Raw genomic sequence first — 17,562 nt, 5'->3', positions numbered from 1 at the left:
AATCCCCTACTCCGTCCTGCGCAAGAACGCCCCGAACGCGCGCGGGCCGTCGCCGGTCTTGACCTCGCCGATCAGCTTCAGCTCGGCGGCATCGATGATGTCGAGCGTATTGCTTTCCCAGCAGGCGACGATGATGCGCTTGCCGTCGGCGGTCGCGGCGATGCCTTCGGGATAATCGCCGACATTGATGCGCTTGATCGGCTTCAAGGTCGCCAGATCGAACACGCTGACAGTGCCACCATACTGGTCGGTGACGAAGCCGCGGTCCTGAGCCAGCGCCACCGCATAAGGCCGCATCCCGACCGGCACGCGCCCGATCTCGCGCGCCTCTGCGATGTCGATCACCGAGACATCGTCGGAGCCGACATTGGCGGTGTAGGCGCGCTTGCCCTCGGCATCGATTGTGACGCCGAACGGACGGGTGCCGACCTTGATGGTCGCCCTGCGCTGGCGTGTCGCCGTGTCCACCACCGAGACGCTGTCGTCGTCGCGGTCGGCCGAGAGCAGCAGCTTGCCGTCCGGCGTCACCGCGAGGCCCGACGGCGAGGCGCCGACCGCAATGCTGGCCGTGACGCTGCGGCTCGCCGCGTCGATCACCCGCACGGCGGCTGCGTACCAGTCCGCGACATAGACGGTGCGGCCATCCGGCGCGACGGCAATGCCGAGCGGCCCGCCGCCGACCTCGATCCGTCCCGCAACCTGCCGCGTTGCCGCGTCCACCACCGTCACGGCCTTGGCATCCGGGCTCGTCACATAGGCAAAACGCCCGTCGGCGCTGACGGCGACGCCGGCCGGCTTGCCGCCGATCGGGATCGTCGCAACGCTGCGCGCGGTGGCGAGGTCCACGACCATCAGATCGTCGCTGAGCTGGTTGGTGACGAACGCCTCCTCAGCGGAGGCGTGCGCGATGCCGTCCAGGCAAAGGCTGACGGCGAGCGCCGCCAGGACCAGCGCCCGCACCGTCAGCTTCCGCTCTCGATCTTCTTCTTCAACGACTCGAGGCCGGCCTTGTAGAGCCCGCTCACCGCAGTCTTGGCCGCCTCGTCGCTCAGCTCCGGCGGCGGATCGTTGTTGGGAAAGCCGCGGTAGAACGCGCCTGCCCATTCCAGCGTCGCACCCTTGCCGTCGCCGTTCGGCGTCACCGTCAAGGTCGAGGAATAATTGGTCACCGGCAGCACCTTCACGTCCACATTGGTGATCCGGTAGGAATAGCTCATGGCGGCGGCGTCGAACTTGTAGAGCTCCTCGTCGACGGTCGCGCCTCCCGTCAGCGTCAGCTTCCGCGTGGCGCCGATCTCGTTGCCCTTCTCGCCCTCGGTCTTGGTAACCGGCGGCAGCCAGCTCATGTCCTGGAAATTGCCCATTGCGGCCCACACCTTGGCCGGAGCGGCGTTGATCTCGATGGATTCGCGCACCTTCTGCCGGGTCGGCCCGTGGGCCCAGGCCGACGTCAAAACCGGGCCAAACGCCGCCGTCAGAGCCGCCGCGCCCGCGGCCGTCAGCACCGCGGCCAGGACCGTGCGCCGTCCAATCGTCACCCTCATCTCGTTTCCTCATGCGTCTCATTGATCATGCGCGACTTGATGCGCGCTGGGATCATGGTAGCGCATTTTGCGGCCGGGGGGAGACCCGTTCGTGGCCGCGTTGCGGCGGCCGTCCGCGCGCCCCACAACCCCTTGCCGCCCGGCGGGGCAAAACACCCAAGCAGAGGGTCAATCATGGTGCGTAAAAATATTTCTCTTTATCCGTATTTCGGATTATCATATAGAGAGCCATCCCAACCCGGCCGAGGGGCAGATCGCGATCGTCACGAACGCGGGATGGGACGTGGTGGACGCAGGCGGCGTCGGCGCGAAGGGCTTTGCAGGGCGGGCAACCGTGAGCGAAGGCGTCGCGCACACGACCGGTGCAGCCCGCGTACGGCAAAATCGTGTGGTCCTGGCGCCCGGGGTCTGTGCGCCAAGTGTTGCGGTGATGTGGCGGCCCGACCGGGCAGGCGCATCAGCCATCCGCAAGGCGACGGGGGCAATAGTGCATCGCTCCCCGGGGAGAGCTCGGCATAAGCCGTCAAACCACTGCGCAGGGAAGGCCGTGTGTTGGGCTTCACCTGTATGCCGCTGTGCAGCCTCTTGTAGCGCAACCTTCGCACAGTGGACCGTGGGTGCCAGCCGGCACCCGGTCTTCCCTGCGCCCTCGGCATTTTTGAGGGCAAAGAATTCCGCAAAGCTCGGGCCGCACAGGCCGCGAGAATGCGAAACTGCGCGGACTCTGTGGATTGAAATGCGAAGATGGATTTTGCGCGCGTGCCCCGGACGCGGCGCAGCGCCCCTTCGGCGGGGCGCCGCAGAGCCGGGGCCCACGCAGCGGCAAATGCACGGTTTCTGGATCCCGGCTCTACGCCGCAACGCTTACGCGTTGCAGCTTGTCCGGGACACGAGCGTGGAACTCTATCTGGCGCGCTGGCGACAGCAACATGCCAAGTACGAAAGCCTCGCGAAAGCTGCATCTGGGAAACAGCTAGAAACAAACGGCAACAAAACCCGGTATCCGTCACTTGGACGCAAATTGTAACCTGAGAATGTGACCAGAATCGTCATGGGAAGACGCAGCTGAGATAGTTTCCTGGCATGAAGCCAGCCCCCACCTCGCGACCCCGCAATGATTGACGGACGTCCGGGACCGCAACAGCCGCGAGGAGTGCGCGATGGTATCAACGTATTTCAGTTACAGCTACATCACGCGCAATCTCAAGCAGTCCCTGACGCGGGTCGAACAGCAACAGGACGTGGCGCGAGAGGCCGCCTATTACAAGGCCCACATCGGCAAGGTAAAGTCCGTCGACGACTTCATGAAAGACTATCGCCTTTATCATTATGCAACGAAGGCATATGGCCTGGAAGACATGGCCTACGCCAAGGCCTTCATGAAAAAGGTGCTGGAGAGCGACCTCTCCGACGCAAACAGCTTCGTCAACAAGCTGGTCGACAAGCGCTATCGCGAGTTCGCCGCGGCATTTTCCTTCAATGGCAGCGCCACGCCGGTTGCGCAATCGGAGAACCAGACCGATGAGATGATCGGTCTGTACACGGCCACCAGGAAGAGCCAGGTCGATGCACTTGCCAGCGACTCGAATTACTACAGCGCCGAAATCGGCAACATCAGCAGTGCAGACCAGCTCCTGAACAACGACCGACTTCGCAATTATGTCTATTCAGCGTACGGGATCGATCAAGGCAAGTGGTCGCGTGACACGATAAGCCAGGTCTTGCGCAGCGATCCGTCCGATCCCAACAGCTACGTCAACACCACTTTCGCTTCTCAGTTGAGTGGCCTCAACGCCGACCTTGCCCAAGCCCGATCGGATGTCACCGCGGCCAATTCAAGGATAGCCGACTACACCACCCAATTATCGCAACCGGGCGCGAACGTGACCCAGTTGAACGTCCAGATCCTGGTCGAAAAGTATCACCTGGAATCATATGCGAGCAGCATTTCCAGCCTCAGCGACCAGATAGGGACGATTGGCGGCTTCGTCGACCTGGCCGGTGCGTTCGAGTTTTCCTCCGACGGGTCGCTTCCGTCAGGTGTGTCGGCGCAGACTGCAGCAAATGTCACGATCACGAAACAGAAGTTCGACGACAGCAAGTCCGACGTCTATTCGGCGGCAAGCCCGTTGAACGAAGCCTTTGCAATCAGGCAATTCAGAACAGCCATCCTCAAGATCGATTCAGTCGAGGCGTTCGTATCGACACCGGGCGTGTACAATTTTGCGCTGGGAGCCGTCGGCCTCGATCCCGCAAACGTCTCGCCGGCGGCTGTCAAGGCTGTGCTCGAAAGCGACCTCAACGACCCCAAGAGCTACGTCTATACCCTCAAGGACAATCGATATTTGGGACTGGCCCGCGCCTTCAACTTCGACGCAAAAGGCAATCTGACGACCCCCTTGGTAGCTCAGGACTCGGCTGAAGTCCTCCAGATCGCGAAGGACTACGTCATTGGAGCGGTGAAGAGCGCAAGCACGGCAACTCCCCAGCAACAGGCCGCGGTTCGGGCGCAGGCCACGAAGGATGCGTCGGAATATCAGCAAGCGATCGCCGGCATCGACGGCGTTTCCGATCTTCTCGCAAACAGGCCGATGGTCGATTTCATTCTCCTGGCCAAGGGTCTGGATCCCAAGAAGGTCAGCACCGAATTTCTCAAGAAGATCTTCAGCTCCGATCTGAACGATCCAAAGAGCTTCGCGAACACCCAGAGCGATCCTCGCTTTGCCGAAATCGTGGCGTCGTTCAATTTCGACAGCAAAGGCAACGTCGCGCGTCTTCCGATGATGGGTCCGCAGAAGCGGGATCAGTTTCGGGAGACACAAGCGAACTATGTCGAGCAAAGCCTGGAGCAGCAGCAAGGGAATGCGAATCCCGGCGTGCGCCTGGCGCTCTATTTCCAGCGAAAGGCGGGGGACATCACGTCCGCGTACGACATCCTTGCCGACAAGGCTCTTTCGGAGGTGTTCAGGACCACCTTCGATCTGCCTGACTCGATGGCGGCGATGCCGATCGATCAGCAGGCCAAGTTCGTGGACAGATTCATGAAGATCAAGGATCTGTCGGATCCCGCGAAGGTTACGAAGCTTTTGAACCGTTTCTCCGCCATGTATGACATCAGAAACAGTCAGAGCACCGGCCAGGGTCAATCCCCCCTGCTCAACCTGTTTCAGGGATCCGGTTCGGGGATCAGCGACTCCACATACTTGGCCATTGCCAAGCTACGCACCCACTGATGATCGCTCGCCGGGACTAGTCCAACACCTCGAGCACCAGCTCCATGGTCATCAGCACGGGATTGTCGCCACGGATCAGGCGGCCCTCCGCTATGCCGCCGGTGTAGTCGATCAGGGCGACGTCGAGCGCGGCTTCGAGCGCGCCGGAGGAGCCGGCCGCAATCGTGCCGCCGGTTACCGCAAGCTCAGTCGCGAAGGGCTCGGTCACGCCGCCATCGGTGAAGCGCGCCCCAATGGTCGAACCGACGCCGCCATGGATCCTGGCGCGCGCGATGCCGTGCGCGCGGCAGAAGTCTTCGAGACAGAAGGCGAAATCCTGATTGGGGCGCAGCCGCAACGCGAAAGCGCGGCTGATCGTGCGTGCGCCGGTGCTCGCAGCCGCCATCGGCCCGAACAGCTTGAAATTGGTCTCGGGATCTGGCTCCGCGGCAAACATCGCTCCATCAATACCGAAGGCCTCGACCTCGAACGGCTCGGCGACATCAGTCTCGTCCGGCAGCATGTGGCCGCCACTGGTGCGGCCATCGGCCTCCGTCCACAGTCCATGGCAATGAAAGAACGGCGCGCCATCGCGCATGCCCAAAGTCATGCTGCCGAGCCTGGTGCGCGTCACGCCGCTGGGCCGGAATGTGTCGCTATAGAACGCGGCGTTCTCACTCGTTTTCGACAGCGCCGGCATGACATAGCCGAACGGCCCGAGCGCGCCGTGCCCGAAGCTGAGCACACCGCCGGCAAATCCCTCCGCGGCAAAACCGCGGCGCGCGGCTTCCAGCAGCGGCAGACCTGCTTGAAGCGTGAAGGAGAAGGCGCGTCCCCTCGCCTCCACCCATTGGATGCGTTCGGCGACCGGCGCGCCGGGCTGCTTGATGCTGCGCATGACCTTCGCTCAGCCTGCCCGTGTCTTGTCGAGATCGAGCAGCCCGCGCGCCTCGAGCTCGTCGCGAACCATCCGCTTGGGAACCTTGCCGTAGCCGGATTTCGGCAAGGCCTCCCAGAAGAAGAACCGCTTCGGCATCTTGTAGCGCGGCACCTTGGGGCTGAGGAACGCCGCCATCTCCGCTTCGCTCACCGGCTTGGCGCCCTCGCGCGCGACGCAGACGGCAACCCCGACCTCGCCCCAGGTCGCATCGGGGACGCCGAGCACCGCGACCTCGCCGACGCAAGGATGGGTCAATATTTTCTCCTCGATCTCGCGCGGATAGATGTTGGAGCCGCCGGAGATGTACATGTCGGAGGCTCGTCCCGTGATGTAGACGAACCCCTCCTCGTCCATGTGGCCGAGATCGCCAGTGCGGAACCAGCCATTGCGGAACGCCTTCGCATTGGCTTCGGGATTGTCGTAGTAGCCGGCAAGCACGGCGGGGCCGATCACGCAGATCTCGCCGCTCTGGTTGGCGCCGAGTTCGCGGCCCTCGTCGTCCTGGATCGAGACCTGCATGCCGGTACGCTCGAAGCCACAGGTGCCGATCTTCGCGTGCGGCCCGTCCTCGGGATCATGCAGCGCCGCCGGCAGCACGGTGATGTTGCCGGTCACCTCGCCGAGGCCGAAATACTGCACGATGACCTTGCCGAGCTTCCTGAGCGCAGCCTTCTGGTCCTCGCGATACATCGGCGCACCCGCATAGATCACCTGGCGCAGCGAGGAATGATCGTATTTGTCGGCGGCGGGATGCTCAACCATCATCTTCAGAATGGTCGGCACTACGAAGAGATTGCTGACCCGATGCGCCTCGATCAGGCGGAACGCCTCGTCGATGTCGAATTTCTCCGTCGGCAGCAGCACCGTGCGCACGCCGCGCGCGGTCTGAACCAGCTGATGCACGCCGGCGCCATGCGAAAGCGGCGCCACCACCAGCGAGGCATCCGCTTCGGTGACGCCGGGGGTGAGATCGGCGAGATGGTTGGTGACGACAAAACCCATCTGGCCGTGGGTGAGCACCGCAGCCTTGGACCGGCCGGTGGTCCCCGACGTGAAAAAGAACCAGCAGGGATCGTCGTGCTCGACCGCGACGTTGTCGACCACCGTGCCGGCACGCGACGCGACGGAATCCGCAACCGACGTCTCAGCAAAGGGCGCCCGACCGTCGATGCTCCAGGTGAATTCCAGCGCTCCACCCGTCACGGCCGCGGCGTGCTCGGGAAAATCGGCATGGCATAGAAAGGCCTTCGCGCCGGAGGCCTGTGCGAGATAGGCGACCTCGTCCGGCATCAGTCGGAAATTGGTCGGTACCCAGACCGCGCCGAGCCGAAACGCGGCGAACATCGAGAAGAACATCTCGTCGCCGTTCTTGGAATGGACGAGGATGCGGTCGCCCTTCGCGATGCCGCGCGCGGCCAGTGCTGCCGCCAGCGCCGAGACCTGCGCATCGATCTCCCGCCAGGTCCAGGATCTATCGCCCCAGACGAAACCGGGACGCGCCCCATGCCGCCGCGCATTCTGGGTCAGCATGTGAGCGAGATTCATGACGCGACGGGACATGCGCAAGGGCTGCATCGGGCTTCCTCTTCGGCGGCGGACGGCACGCGAGCCCCCCGCTCATTGCAGCCCATTTATCGCCATCGCCAGTGCCCCTGCAAGGCCACCGCCCGCGAAGCTGCCCTAAGGCTGCTTGAACGCGAACGGCGCCACCGAGATGGCCCTCTCCTTGACGCAGGCCTGCGCACCAAAGCCGCCGCAATAGCTGCCATGCAGATCGAAACGGATGGTGCGCCCCGCACCCCGCTTCGTTGGCTTCGGCTTGATCTCGTAGCTGCGGACATGGCCATCGAAGACGGGTTGCACACTGCCGTCCGGCAACGTGACCAGGATGTTCATGATGCAGCCGCCGGTTCCGCAATAGGTCGTCTCGCGATCGCCGCATCTGGTGTCGCTGAAATCGACGATGTAGTCGTCGCGACCGTCGCCGGTCAGATCGATCCTGCGCACCGTATCGGGCGCAAAAGTCACCGCGCCACCGCCCTGGCTCTCGCATTCCTCGTTCGCGTAGCGCACGGCCTTCTGCACGCCGGGCGGATAGTCGGCGGGATTGAACGGCTTTGCGTTCTCGGCGCGCGCAGCGGTTGCGAACAGGACGAGCAGGAGGATCAGATATCGCATTGGCATTGGTCGTCAGCGCAGCCGCGATCGTTCAGGAAATTTTAAACATGATCGGCGCAACCTTCGTCAGTTGTCGCGTACAGAGTGCCGCATCATGGTCAAAGCGCCCGCCCTCCTCGTCTTGTCGCTGGCGCTTGCCGGATGCGCCGCGGGCCCACAAGCGCACCTCGCCTCCGATCCCGCCTTCACGCCTGCGCGCTATGCCTGGGACGGCGCCGGCGAGAATCCCAATCACCCGCGCGCTGGCTCAGAATCAACACGGACCGTCGCGCGATCCGAGCGCAACAGGTCGCAAGCCGGGCTTCAGCCCTATTCGAAGGAATGGTGGCAGGCGCAGGACGGAATCGAGGCTGAACAGGACGCCAGGGTCAACCGTTCCCTCGTCATCTGCCAGGGATGCCTGCGCCCGCAGGCGCAGCCGGAGGATTCCAGGCTCGCCAAGGCGACCGATTGAAGTATCCGGCCTATCAGGACCTGGAGGAAGTCCAACCCCGTCGTCGCGAGAAGCAACCGAGAGCTACAGCGCCCCGAGCTTCCGCAATGACTCCTGTGCTGTCTGGAGGCCCGGCTTCAATTCCAGCGCCTTCCTGAAATCGGCAATCGCGCCCTGTTTGTCGCCGAGCCGCAGCTTAGCCTGTCCGCGGTTGTTCCACGAGAACACGTCGGAGGGATCGTATTGCAGCGCCTTGTCGTAATCGGAAACGCCGCCCTTGCTGTCGCCCTGATAGAGCCGGATCATGCCGCGATTGCGCCAACCGCGCGCGTCGGTCGGCGCAACACGGATCGCCTCGCCATAATCGGCGGCGGCGCGATCGAGCTGCTCGCTGTCGCGATACACGTTGCCGCGGTCGATATAGGCGAGCAGATCTGGCGCAAGCTTGATCCGCGTGGTGTAATCGGCGATGGCGTGCGCCATGTCGTGCCTGCGGTAATACACCAACGCGCGATTGGCGTAGGCCATCGCGTATTTGGGATCGCGCTTGATCGCCGCGTCAAAGTCGGCAAACGCACCGTCGAGATCGCCCTTGTTGAAACGCGACTCGCCGCGATTGCTGTAGGCCAGCGCCAGCGACGGATCGAGCTTGATGGCCTTGTCGTAATCGGCGATGGCGCGATCATAGTCGCGCTTGAAACTGTAGACACGGCCGCGATTGTTGTAGGCGCAGGCATAACCGGGGTCGAGCCTGACCGCCTCGTCGAGATCGGACAACGCCGCCTCGAGCTCGCGCTTCTCGGTGAGGCCATGACCGCGATTGCAATAAGCGCCGGCGAGCCGAGGTCCGCTCTCGCTTTTCGTTTCGATCACGGTCGAGCAAGCCTTGATCCGCTCGTCCGGCGTGCTGGTCAATCCGACGCAAGCCTCCCAAGCCGGACCGCCTGCCGCCGCAGCCGGCGCCGGCGCCGGCGAGATCAGCGCGGCGAGCAGCGCCAGGCGGCTGAGCGGGACACGCATTTTCCGGATATCTCCCCTGCGGCAACCTCTCTTGGTCGCACCTTGGCAAGGGCTGGTTCAGGCGCCTAGATCAGAGGCAAGCAGTACGTCGGAAGGATTTTGCATGGCGCCATCGGTACGGGACAACAAGGACAGAAGCCGCTTCGAGCTCGATGTCGGCAGCGAGATCGCCTTCGCCAATTACCGGCTGACGCCGTCGGCGGTGATCATCACCCACACCGAGACGCCGCGTGCGCTGCGCGGCCGGGGCATCGGCTCCGAGCTGGTCAAGGGCGCGCTGGAATTGATCCGTCGCGACGGCAGGAAGGTGATCGCCGGTTGCGGCTTCGTCGTCGACTATCTCGACAGACATCCGGAAGATGCGGATCTCGTCGCCTGAATGCAAAAGGGCCCGCCCGATCGCGGGCCCTTGGATTGCGAGCGGGCGATCGGTCAGTGCTTGATCTCCGGCGGCAGCTTGCCGCCATTCGCCGCGAGCTTGGACATCACCTGCTTGTGCAGCCAGACGTTCATGCTTGCGGAATCGTTGGTGTCGCCGCTGTAGCCGAGCTCTTTGGCGAGGTCCTTGCGCGCGGCGAGGCTGGAATCGATGTCGAGCGCCTTCATGAGGTCGACGATCGAGGTGCGCCATTCCAGCTTTTCGCCCTTGTGCGCGGCGACCGCGGCGTCGACGATTGAGGCAACGTCCACCGTCGCCGCAGGCGCCGATCCGCCCGGCGCGGCCCCTGCGGGCGCGCTGCCCGACGGTGCGCTGCCTGCGGGCGCGGCGGAAGCTGGATGGCTACCGAAGATCGCGCCCATAATTTTCCCGAAAATGCTCATGTCTGCTCCCCGAAAAGGACCCGTGGAAGGGCCTTGAGTGGCCCTTATAGACCAAGATGCGTCGTTGCGCCCGCGAAGTTCCGCGAACCAACACGCAGCATCAGCTTATCTGCGGCGGAATGACGACCGAATGACATCGTCGAGGTTGCGCTGCGGCATCGAATCTCACCCAAGCGTGAGGGACAGGACTCGCAAATGGGCGTACGCTTGATGTTCAGTTCGCGACGCCATCCGGAATTCGCGTCTGGTCGGGATCGCGAAACTCAGAATAGCGGCCACTTGCGCCGTTGCTGGCGCCAGATGCGGCCGCATGGCAAGGGAGCTAGCGACCATGGCCACACTCTACCAGGGCAATGTCCCAACTATGGGCCAGACCGCCGAAGCGGCTGGACCGGTGATCCGAACCATCCAACTCTCCGATCTGCACGATGCGCTCAAGCGCGGCTGGGACGATTTCAAGGCGGTGCCGAGCCACGCCATCATCCTCTGCGTGATCTATCCCGTGCTGGGCCTCGTGCTCGCCCGCGTGGTGATGGGCTATTCAGTGCTGCCGTTGTTGTTTCCGTTGGCCGCTGGCTTCGCCCTGATCGGCCCGTTCGCCGCTCTCGGTCTCTACGAGCTCTCCAGCCGGCGGGAGCGTTATGAAGAGGCCAGCGCCTGGGATGCCATGGAGGTGCTGCGTTCGCCCTCCTTCGGCGCCATGCTCGGCCTCGGCGCGCTGCTGCTGGCCCTGTTCGTGACCTGGGTTGCGACCGCGCAGGCGATCTACGTCGCTGCTTTCGGCTATGAAGGCGCGTCCGGGATCTCGGATTTTCTGACGCGCGTGCTCACGAGCCGGCAAGGCTGGTGGCTGATCGTGGTCGGCTGCGGCACCGGCTTCCTGTTCGCCCTTGCGGCGCTCTGCATCAGCGCCGTCTCGTTCCCGCTGATGCTCGACCGCCATGCCGGCGCGTTCGAGGCCATGGTGACGTCGTTGCGCGTCGTCGCGAAGAACCCGGTGCCGATGGCCGCCTGGGGCCTGATCGTGGCCGTCCTGCTGGCGCTGGGCACGATTCCCGCCTTCCTCGGGCTTGCCGTGGTGGTCCCCGTGCTCGGCCATGCCACCTGGCATCTCTACCGGAAAGTGATCGCCGCCGATCCGGGCGCGCGTCCGGTGCCGCCTCCGCCGCATCGTCCACGCAAGCCGGCCGCCGACTTCCCCGTCAACCTCTTCCCCTGGCGCAATCGGACCGACGCCTGACGATATCGTGAGATGCGATCCTGCCCCGGTGCGGGCAGGATCGCTGACTGTCATACGCCTTGCTTTGGCCGCGGTTTCCATCGAGATTGCGTGCGCTGGTCAGATCACTTCACGGAATTTATTTGCTCGAATGACCCCGACGATTTCTCGTCTCGCCCTCGCCGCCTTAGCCATCACCGCATCCATCCTATCCGCTCAGCCCGCGCTCGCCGCGGTTGCCTGCGGCTCGGGCAATTTCGACGCGTGGCTTGCAGACTTCAAAACCGACGCCGCGGCCAAAGGCGTCTCGCAACAGGCCATTTCCGCCGGGCTCGCCGGTGTGACGCTCGATCAGAACGTGCTCAACCGCGACCGCTCGCAGAAGGTCTTCAGCCAGACCTTCGAGGAGTTTTCCGGCCGCATGGTGCCGCCGCGCCTGACGCGCGGCTCCAACATGATGAAGCAATACGGCTCGGTGCTGTCGCGCATCGAGCAGACCTACGGCGTGCCCGGCGAGGTGCTGGTCGCGATCTGGGGTCTCGAGACCGATTTCGGCGTCAATACCGGCAAGTTCGCGACCATCCGCTCGCTGGCGACGCTGGCCTATGACTGCCGGCGCTCCGAGCAGTTTCGCGCCGAGCTGTTGGATGCGCTCCGCATCGTCCAGCGCGGCGACCTCGCACCGGCCGACATGAAGGGCGCCTGGGCCGGCGAGCTCGGACAGACCCAGTTCATGCCGTCGTCATGGATGAAATACGCCGTCGATTTCGACGGCAATGGCAAGCGCGATCTCCTGCACAACGCCCCCGACGTGCTCGCTTCCACGGCGAACTATCTTGCCGGTTATGGCTGGCAGAAGGGCAAGGATTGGCAGCCGGGCAGCCCGAACTTCGCGGTGCTGCAGCAGTGGAACAAGAGCGAGGTCTACTCCAAGACCATCGCTTATTTCGCCACCCAGCTCGCGCGCGCCCCCTAGCAGCCCCATAGTTCGGCGTGTGTGCCACTGCACCAGCGTCCTCGTCATGTCGATCCGCGGGTCCAATCGCACCGCTGCCTACAGCTGGCAAAGGGTACGCGACTGCCGGTAATTGAATTATGATTCAGTTCTATTACTCCGCTATCATGCGATTCGCGCATGCAAGACTTGGGTATAGAGGCTAGTCAACCAGCTTGCTGACGACCGAAAAGCAGCCTATTCGCATGCGAATGGAACCGGCTGATCTGCGATAAATCCGTGAATTGACGGGCATTTCCAGCACCTTTTTTCCCATTCCGCCCACCCTTTGGGCGGGAGTGCTCCTGGGTTAATCGTCCGTTACCGATGCCATGCATCCAACGCTTAGCTGCATCGCAACATCGGAACTTTCGCACTGCACCACTCTCATCTATATTCATTTCAACGATGAGGCTCGGGCAAGAGCTGAATCGAACTACAGGAGACTACCAATGCTGCTCTCGCTCATCCGCATGATCCAGGCTTTCCGGGACTATCAGCGCAATGTTGCCGAGCTGTCCCAGCTCAGCGATCGCGAGCTGGCCGATATCGGCCTCGATCGCTCGGACATCCCGCGCGTTGCCGCCGGTCAGTATCAGGGCTGATATCGTTCAGCCCTTAACCGGACGAACCGATAGCGCCCGCCTCGTGCGGGCGTTGTCGCATCCGGAGGCAGAAAACTCGATCTCGGCGATTCCACTGACCGCCGAAAAGCGCTACCTGTCCGCCCATGACAGGACCCCAATCAAATACTGTGCACGTGATCGGCGCAGGCCTTGCCGGCTCCGAAGCCGCCTGGCAGGTGGCCAAATCCGGCGTGCCCGTGGTGCTCCACGAAATGCGGCCGACCCGCATGACCGAGGCACACCGCACCGATGGGCTTGCCGAGCTCGTCTGCTCCAATTCGTTCCGCTCGGACGATGCCGCCAACAACGCCGTCGGCCTGCTGCATGCCGAGATGCGGCGCCTCGATTCGCTGATCATGCGCGCAGCCGACGCCAACCAGGTGCCCGCCGGCGGCGCGCTTGCGGTAGACCGCGACGGCTTCTCAGCGGCCGTCACCAAGGCGCTGAACGATCATCCCCTGATCGAGATCGCCCGCGGCGAGGTCGCAGGCCTGCCGCCGGCCGAGTGGAGTAACGTCATCGTTGCGACCGGCCCCCTCACTTCGGCGCCGCTGGCCGACGCGATCCGCGAGCTGACCGACGAGAACGCCCTCGCCTTCTTCGACGCGATCGCACCGATCGTGCACCGCGAAACCATCGACATGTCGGTGGCCTGGTTCCAGTCGCGCTACGACAAGGTCGGTCCCGGCGGCACCGGTGCCGACTACATCAACTGCCCGATGACGAAGGAGCAGTATGACGGCTTCGTCGCAGCGCTGGTTGCCGGCGAGAAGACCGAGTTCAAGGAATGGGAGACCAACACGCCCTATTTCGACGGCTGCCTGCCGATCGAGGTCATGGCGGAACGCGGCCCCGAGACTCTCCGCCACGGGCCGATGAAGCCGGTCGGCCTCACCAATCCGCACGATCCCACCACAAAGGCCTACGCGATCGTGCAGCTGCGCCAGGACAACAAGCTCGGCACGCTCTACAACATCGTCGGCTTCCAGACGAAGCTGAAATACGGCGAGCAGCAACGCATTTTCCGCACCATTCCGGGGCTGGAGAAGGCCGAATTTGCCCGCCTCGGCGGCCTGCATCGCAACACCTTCCTCAACTCGCCAAAGCTGCTCGACGGCCAGTTGCGCCTGCGCGCACAACCACGACTGCGCTTTGCCGGCCAGATGACGGGCTGTGAGGGCTATGTGGAATCCGCCAGCGTCGGCCTGATTGCCGGCCTCTATGCGGCAGCGGACGTGCGCGGCGAGACGCTTGCGAGTCCGCCGGGCACGACCGCGCTCGGATCCCTGCTCGGCCACATCACCGGCGGCCATATCGAGACCATCGAGCCCGGCACGCGCTCGTTCCAGCCGATGAACATCAATTTCGGCCTGTTCCCGCCGCTCGCCAGCGCACCGACGAAAAAGCCCGACGGAAGCCGGCTGCGCGGCAACGAGAAGACGGTGGCCAAGAAGCAGGCGATGAGCGCCCTGGCGCTCGCCGATCTCGATCGCTGGATCGCCGATCACCTGCGCATTGCCGCCGCGGCGTGAGTTTTCGATGAACCTTCCCAAAGACGACGCCGCAACACTCTCGGCGCGCTGGATCGAGGGCGTGCTGCTCAAGCGCGACGTGTTCTCGACCGTCGAGCGCGGCCGCTTCCGCGACGACGACGGCGAGGTCGACGCGGTGCTGCGCCGCCTCGACGAGGTGCCGTGGTGGTCATTCCTTTTGGCCCGCCATCTGTTCGCCCGCGAAAAGCATGCGCTGGTGCTCGCCAAAGGCCTCGATGTCGGCCCCGAGCTGCTGTGGGCCGGACGCCGCGCACTGGTGCGTGGCTTTGTCGACGGCGTCGCGCTGCATCTGGCGAAGCCGCATGGGGACCTCGCCTATTTTCGCTCGGCCAAGGCCGCGCTGCGCCGGCTGCGCCGCGCCGGCATCTGCCACAACGACCTTGCCAAGGAACAGAACTGGCTGGTCGGCCGCGACGGGCTCGCCTACGTGACCGACTTCCAGCTCGCGGCTTGCTTCAACCGACGCGGCCGGCTCTATCGCACCCTCGCCTATGAAGACTTGCGGCATCTGCTCAAGCACAAGCGCTCCTACGCGCCTGAAGCGCTGACGCCGCGTGAGCGCAAGATCCTGGCGAAGAAGTCCTTCGCCGCCAACCTGTGGCTCGCGACCGGCAAGAAGGTCTATCGGGCAATCACCCGCGGCTTGTTCAACTTCACCGACCGTGAAGGCGGCGGCCGCCGGCTCGTCAACGACGCGCCGGTGCTGGCGGAACTGATCCGCAAGAACCCCGCCGTGCGCGACACCGCCATCGTCGCCTTTGCCGACCGCCGCTCCGGTGTCGGGCTCTATGCCTTCGTCGAAGCCGATCAGGCCGCGCTCGAAGGCCAATTGCGGAACGAGCTTGGCGCCGCTAAGGGGCCGAAGCCGCCGGAACACATCCAGGTCGTGCACGCACTGCCACGCAACGCCGACGGCAAGCCGCGCACAGAGATCCTGCAACTGGTCGCCATGAACCAGCTCGACCTGATCGAGCCGATGATGAAGAACGACCAGGACCGCGCTTTCCTCAAGGACATCCTGGAGCAGCGCAAGAACCTGCGCGACCGCTTCAATTTCGAGGCCGATCTGCCGGCGGGCTAGCGTGGATCACGCCTTGAAGCGTCCACATTGGCGATAGAGAAGCGATCCGGTATTCGAGCTTGGCGGAGGGACTTGGCGGGGTCATGGGCACTCGGGGGACGATGATGCACCGTGTGGTTGGCGGCCTGATCGCCGGCCTTCTGCTGCTCGCCACCACGTCCGCGATGGCCGAGTCCCCGGCCGAGCTGATCTCGAGCTTCCGCCTCAAGCATGGTGAAGTCCGCGTCGTCCGCGATTCAACCCTCGACCGCATCGCCATGGACCAGGCGCGCGCGATGGCGACAAAGGACGACCTCAGTCACGACGCACTCGGCCCGTTCAACCGCCGCGTCGCACCGGCAGGCGCAGGCCGCGCCGCCGAGAACATCGCCTACGGCTACGACAATTTCGAGAAGACCCTGGGACAGTGGATCGACTCGTCGGGACACCGCAAGAACCTGCTGCTGCACAACGCTTCCCGCGTCGGGATCGCGAGCGCGAAAAACGCCAGCGGCAAACGCACCTATTGGGCAATGGTGATCGCCGGCGACTACGAGCCGAAGGGCAAAGGCAAAGGCAGGAAAGACGGGGAACCTCTGGTTGCCGTGAAGCGCGAGGCCGCGCCCGCGAGCAAGCCGAAATCCAGCGGTTGCCACATCAAGCTGCTCGGCCTCTGCATCTGAGACGAGATCAGATGTTGCAGCTGGCCTCTTGTCCGCATTCCTCGGCGGTCTAATCTATTCGGGACGATCGCGAGAGCAAAGGCGGCGCACTTGATCAACATCGGGCGAATACGTGCCGACACGCCAGCCACCTCCCGGCTTGCGTACCTGCACAACGCGGGTGCGGCTCTCATGCCCGTTCCTGTCGTCGAAGCCATGAAGCAGCATATCGATCTGGAGAGCGAGATCGGAGGCTATGCGGCCGCCGACCACGAGGCCCGCCGGCTTGATTCAGTCTACGGCGCCGTGGCGCGCCTGCTGAATGCCGCGCCCGATGAGATCGCCCTGATGGAGAACGCGACGGTTGCCTGGCAGATGGCGTTCTACGCGCTTCCGTTTCGCGATGGCGACCGGATCCTGACTGCCGAAGCAGAGTACGCGGCCAACTATGTCGCCTTTCTTCAGGTCGCGAAGCGAACAGGCGTCGCGATCGACATCGTGCCGAGCGATGCCAGCGGCGAGCTCGAGGTCGACGCGCTCGAACGCATGATCGACGAGCGCGTAAAGCTGATTGCGATCACCTGGGTTCCGACCAATGGCGGGCTGGTCAATCCGGCTGCGGCCGTCGGGAAGATCGCGCGAGCGCGAGGCATTCCTTATCTCCTCGACGCCTGCCAGGCGGTCGGACAGATGGTGGTCGACGTCGAGGCCATCGGCTGTGACATGCTGTCGGCGACCGGTCGCAAATTCCTCCGCGGCCCGCGCGGCACCGGCTTTCTCTACGTCCGCCGCCCGACGCTGCAGGCGCTCGAACCGCCGATGATCGACCACTTCGCCGCACCCTGGGTCTCGCGAGACGCTTATCGGCTGCGTGACGATGCGCGCCGTTTCGAGACCTGGGAGAACAACTACGCAGCCCGGCTTGGGCTCGGCGCGGCTGTCGATTATGCCCTCGATATCGGGATCGGCCCCATCGAGCAGCGTTGCCGCATGCTGGCGGACCGCCTCCGGGGCGGCCTTGCGTCCATTCGCGGCATCAGAATTCGCGACCTCGGACGCGCTCCGGGAGCCATCGTCAGCTTCACGGTGGAAGGCTACGAGGCGGAAGCCGTCGTCAGCGACGCGGCCGCAGCCGGCATCACGATCGGTGCCTCAGATCCGTCGAGCACGCGCATCGATGCCGAAATTCGCTCGCTGCCGCCGGTGGTGCGCGCCTCCCCGCATTACTACAATACGGAAGCCGAGATCGATCGGCTGATCGCCCATTTGGCGGGTTTGACGCCGCGATAGCGGCGATCA

At 64.0% G+C, this 17,562-nt stretch carries 17 protein-coding genes; 10 read left to right on the top strand and 7 right to left on the bottom strand.

All coding sequences use genetic code 11. The annotated features are described in order from the left end of the window. Positions 1 to 6: 6 nt before the first annotated feature. Together AC0L21_RS33000 and AC0L21_RS32995 are read right to left on the bottom strand one after the other, a co-directional pair. Positions 7 to 960: a YVTN family beta-propeller repeat protein gene (locus AC0L21_RS33000; protein WP_473265845.1), complete on the bottom strand. Its 954-nt coding sequence runs from the start codon at positions 958 to 960 to the stop codon at positions 7 to 9. Positions 961 to 962: 2 nt separating this feature from the next. Then, positions 963 to 1,544: an SRPBCC family protein gene (locus AC0L21_RS32995; RefSeq protein WP_473265844.1), complete on the bottom strand. Its 582-nt coding sequence runs from the start codon at positions 1,542 to 1,544 to the stop codon at positions 963 to 965. Between the two features lie 1,160 nt (positions 1,545 to 2,704). Between AC0L21_RS32995 and AC0L21_RS32990 the strand changes: the two genes are divergently transcribed. After that, positions 2,705 to 4,777 (top strand): DUF1217 domain-containing protein, encoded by a 2,073-nt coding sequence (locus AC0L21_RS32990; protein WP_473265854.1) that lies wholly within the window; start codon positions 2,705 to 2,707, stop codon positions 4,775 to 4,777. Positions 4,778 to 4,793: 16 nt separating this feature from the next. On the opposite strand, the gene AC0L21_RS32985 is transcribed toward AC0L21_RS32990, so the two are convergent. From AC0L21_RS32985 to AC0L21_RS32975, 3 genes are all read right to left on the bottom strand, one after another. Next, entirely contained in the window at positions 4,794 to 5,654 is an 861-nt protein-coding gene (locus AC0L21_RS32985) for a PCC domain-containing protein (RefSeq protein WP_473265843.1), read from the bottom strand. Between the two features lie 9 nt (positions 5,655 to 5,663). Next, a complete protein-coding gene (locus AC0L21_RS32980; RefSeq protein ID WP_473265842.1) occupies positions 5,664 to 7,271 on the bottom strand; it encodes an acyl-CoA synthetase in 1,608 nt (535 codons plus the stop codon). A gap of 105 nt (positions 7,272 to 7,376) precedes the next feature. After that, positions 7,377 to 7,874 carry a hypothetical protein gene (locus tag AC0L21_RS32975; protein ID WP_473265841.1) on the bottom strand — a complete coding sequence of 166 codons (498 nt, stop codon included), beginning with the start codon at positions 7,872 to 7,874 and terminating at the stop codon, positions 7,377 to 7,379. 94 nt (positions 7,875 to 7,968) lie between these two features. Here AC0L21_RS32975 and AC0L21_RS32970 point away from each other — a divergent pair, with 94 nt between their 5' ends. Then, a complete protein-coding gene (locus tag AC0L21_RS32970) occupies positions 7,969 to 8,328 on the top strand; it encodes a hypothetical protein (protein ID WP_473265840.1) in 360 nt (119 codons plus the stop codon). A gap of 63 nt (positions 8,329 to 8,391) precedes the next feature. Here the strand turns inward: AC0L21_RS32970 and AC0L21_RS32965 are convergent, their stop codons facing one another. Next, entirely contained in the window at positions 8,392 to 9,327 is a 936-nt protein-coding gene (locus AC0L21_RS32965) for a tetratricopeptide repeat protein (protein ID WP_473265839.1), read from the bottom strand. Positions 9,328 to 9,430: 103 nt separating this feature from the next. Between AC0L21_RS32965 and AC0L21_RS32960 the strand changes: the two genes are divergently transcribed. Next, positions 9,431 to 9,706 carry a GNAT family N-acetyltransferase gene (locus AC0L21_RS32960; protein ID WP_018458006.1) on the top strand — a complete coding sequence of 92 codons (276 nt, stop codon included), beginning with the start codon at positions 9,431 to 9,433 and terminating at the stop codon, positions 9,704 to 9,706. A 53-nt stretch (positions 9,707 to 9,759) separates the two neighbouring features. Here AC0L21_RS32960 and AC0L21_RS32955 read toward each other — a convergent pair whose 3' ends face one another. Continuing rightward, complete coding sequence (locus tag AC0L21_RS32955) at positions 9,760 to 10,149, bottom strand: DUF3597 domain-containing protein (RefSeq protein WP_473265838.1); 390 nt, start codon at positions 10,147 to 10,149, stop codon at positions 9,760 to 9,762. Positions 10,150 to 10,480: 331 nt separating this feature from the next. Here AC0L21_RS32955 and AC0L21_RS32950 point away from each other — a divergent pair, with 331 nt between their 5' ends. The 7 genes from AC0L21_RS32950 (at position 10,481) to AC0L21_RS32920 (ending at position 17,553) form a co-directional block, all read left to right on the top strand. Further along, positions 10,481 to 11,389, top strand: coding sequence for a DUF2189 domain-containing protein (locus tag AC0L21_RS32950; protein WP_473265837.1), 909 nt, complete (start codon positions 10,481 to 10,483; stop codon positions 11,387 to 11,389). 130 nt (positions 11,390 to 11,519) lie between these two features. Further along, positions 11,520 to 12,344: a lytic murein transglycosylase gene (locus AC0L21_RS32945; protein WP_473265836.1), complete on the top strand. Its 825-nt coding sequence runs from the start codon at positions 11,520 to 11,522 to the stop codon at positions 12,342 to 12,344. A 470-nt stretch (positions 12,345 to 12,814) separates the two neighbouring features. After that, positions 12,815 to 12,967, top strand: a complete 153-nt coding sequence (locus AC0L21_RS32940) for a DUF1127 domain-containing protein (protein ID WP_007590701.1) — start codon at positions 12,815 to 12,817, stop codon at positions 12,965 to 12,967. 125 nt (positions 12,968 to 13,092) lie between these two features. Continuing rightward, positions 13,093 to 14,520 carry a methylenetetrahydrofolate--tRNA-(uracil(54)-C(5))-methyltransferase (FADH(2)-oxidizing) TrmFO gene (trmFO, locus tag AC0L21_RS32935; protein ID WP_473265835.1) on the top strand — a complete coding sequence of 476 codons (1,428 nt, stop codon included), beginning with the start codon at positions 13,093 to 13,095 and terminating at the stop codon, positions 14,518 to 14,520. Positions 14,521 to 14,527: 7 nt separating this feature from the next. After that, positions 14,528 to 15,622: an AMP-binding enzyme gene (locus tag AC0L21_RS32930; protein ID WP_473265834.1), complete on the top strand. Its 1,095-nt coding sequence runs from the start codon at positions 14,528 to 14,530 to the stop codon at positions 15,620 to 15,622. A 104-nt stretch (positions 15,623 to 15,726) separates the two neighbouring features. Next, the gene (locus AC0L21_RS32925) at positions 15,727 to 16,284 is read left to right on the top strand and encodes a CAP domain-containing protein (protein ID WP_473265833.1); all 558 of its coding nucleotides are present in this window, start codon (positions 15,727 to 15,729) and stop codon (positions 16,282 to 16,284) included. A gap of 90 nt (positions 16,285 to 16,374) precedes the next feature. After that, on the top strand, positions 16,375 to 17,553 hold the full coding sequence (locus AC0L21_RS32920; protein WP_473265832.1) for an aminotransferase class V-fold PLP-dependent enzyme: 1,179 nt from the start codon (positions 16,375 to 16,377) through the stop codon (positions 17,551 to 17,553). The last annotated feature ends 9 nt before the right edge of the window (positions 17,554 to 17,562 follow it).

The sequence above is a fragment of the Bradyrhizobium sp. WSM4873 genome (genome assembly GCF_055811355.1).
The sequence above is the reverse complement of the archived record's forward strand: the minus strand, read 5'-3'. Positions and strand labels throughout refer to the sequence as shown.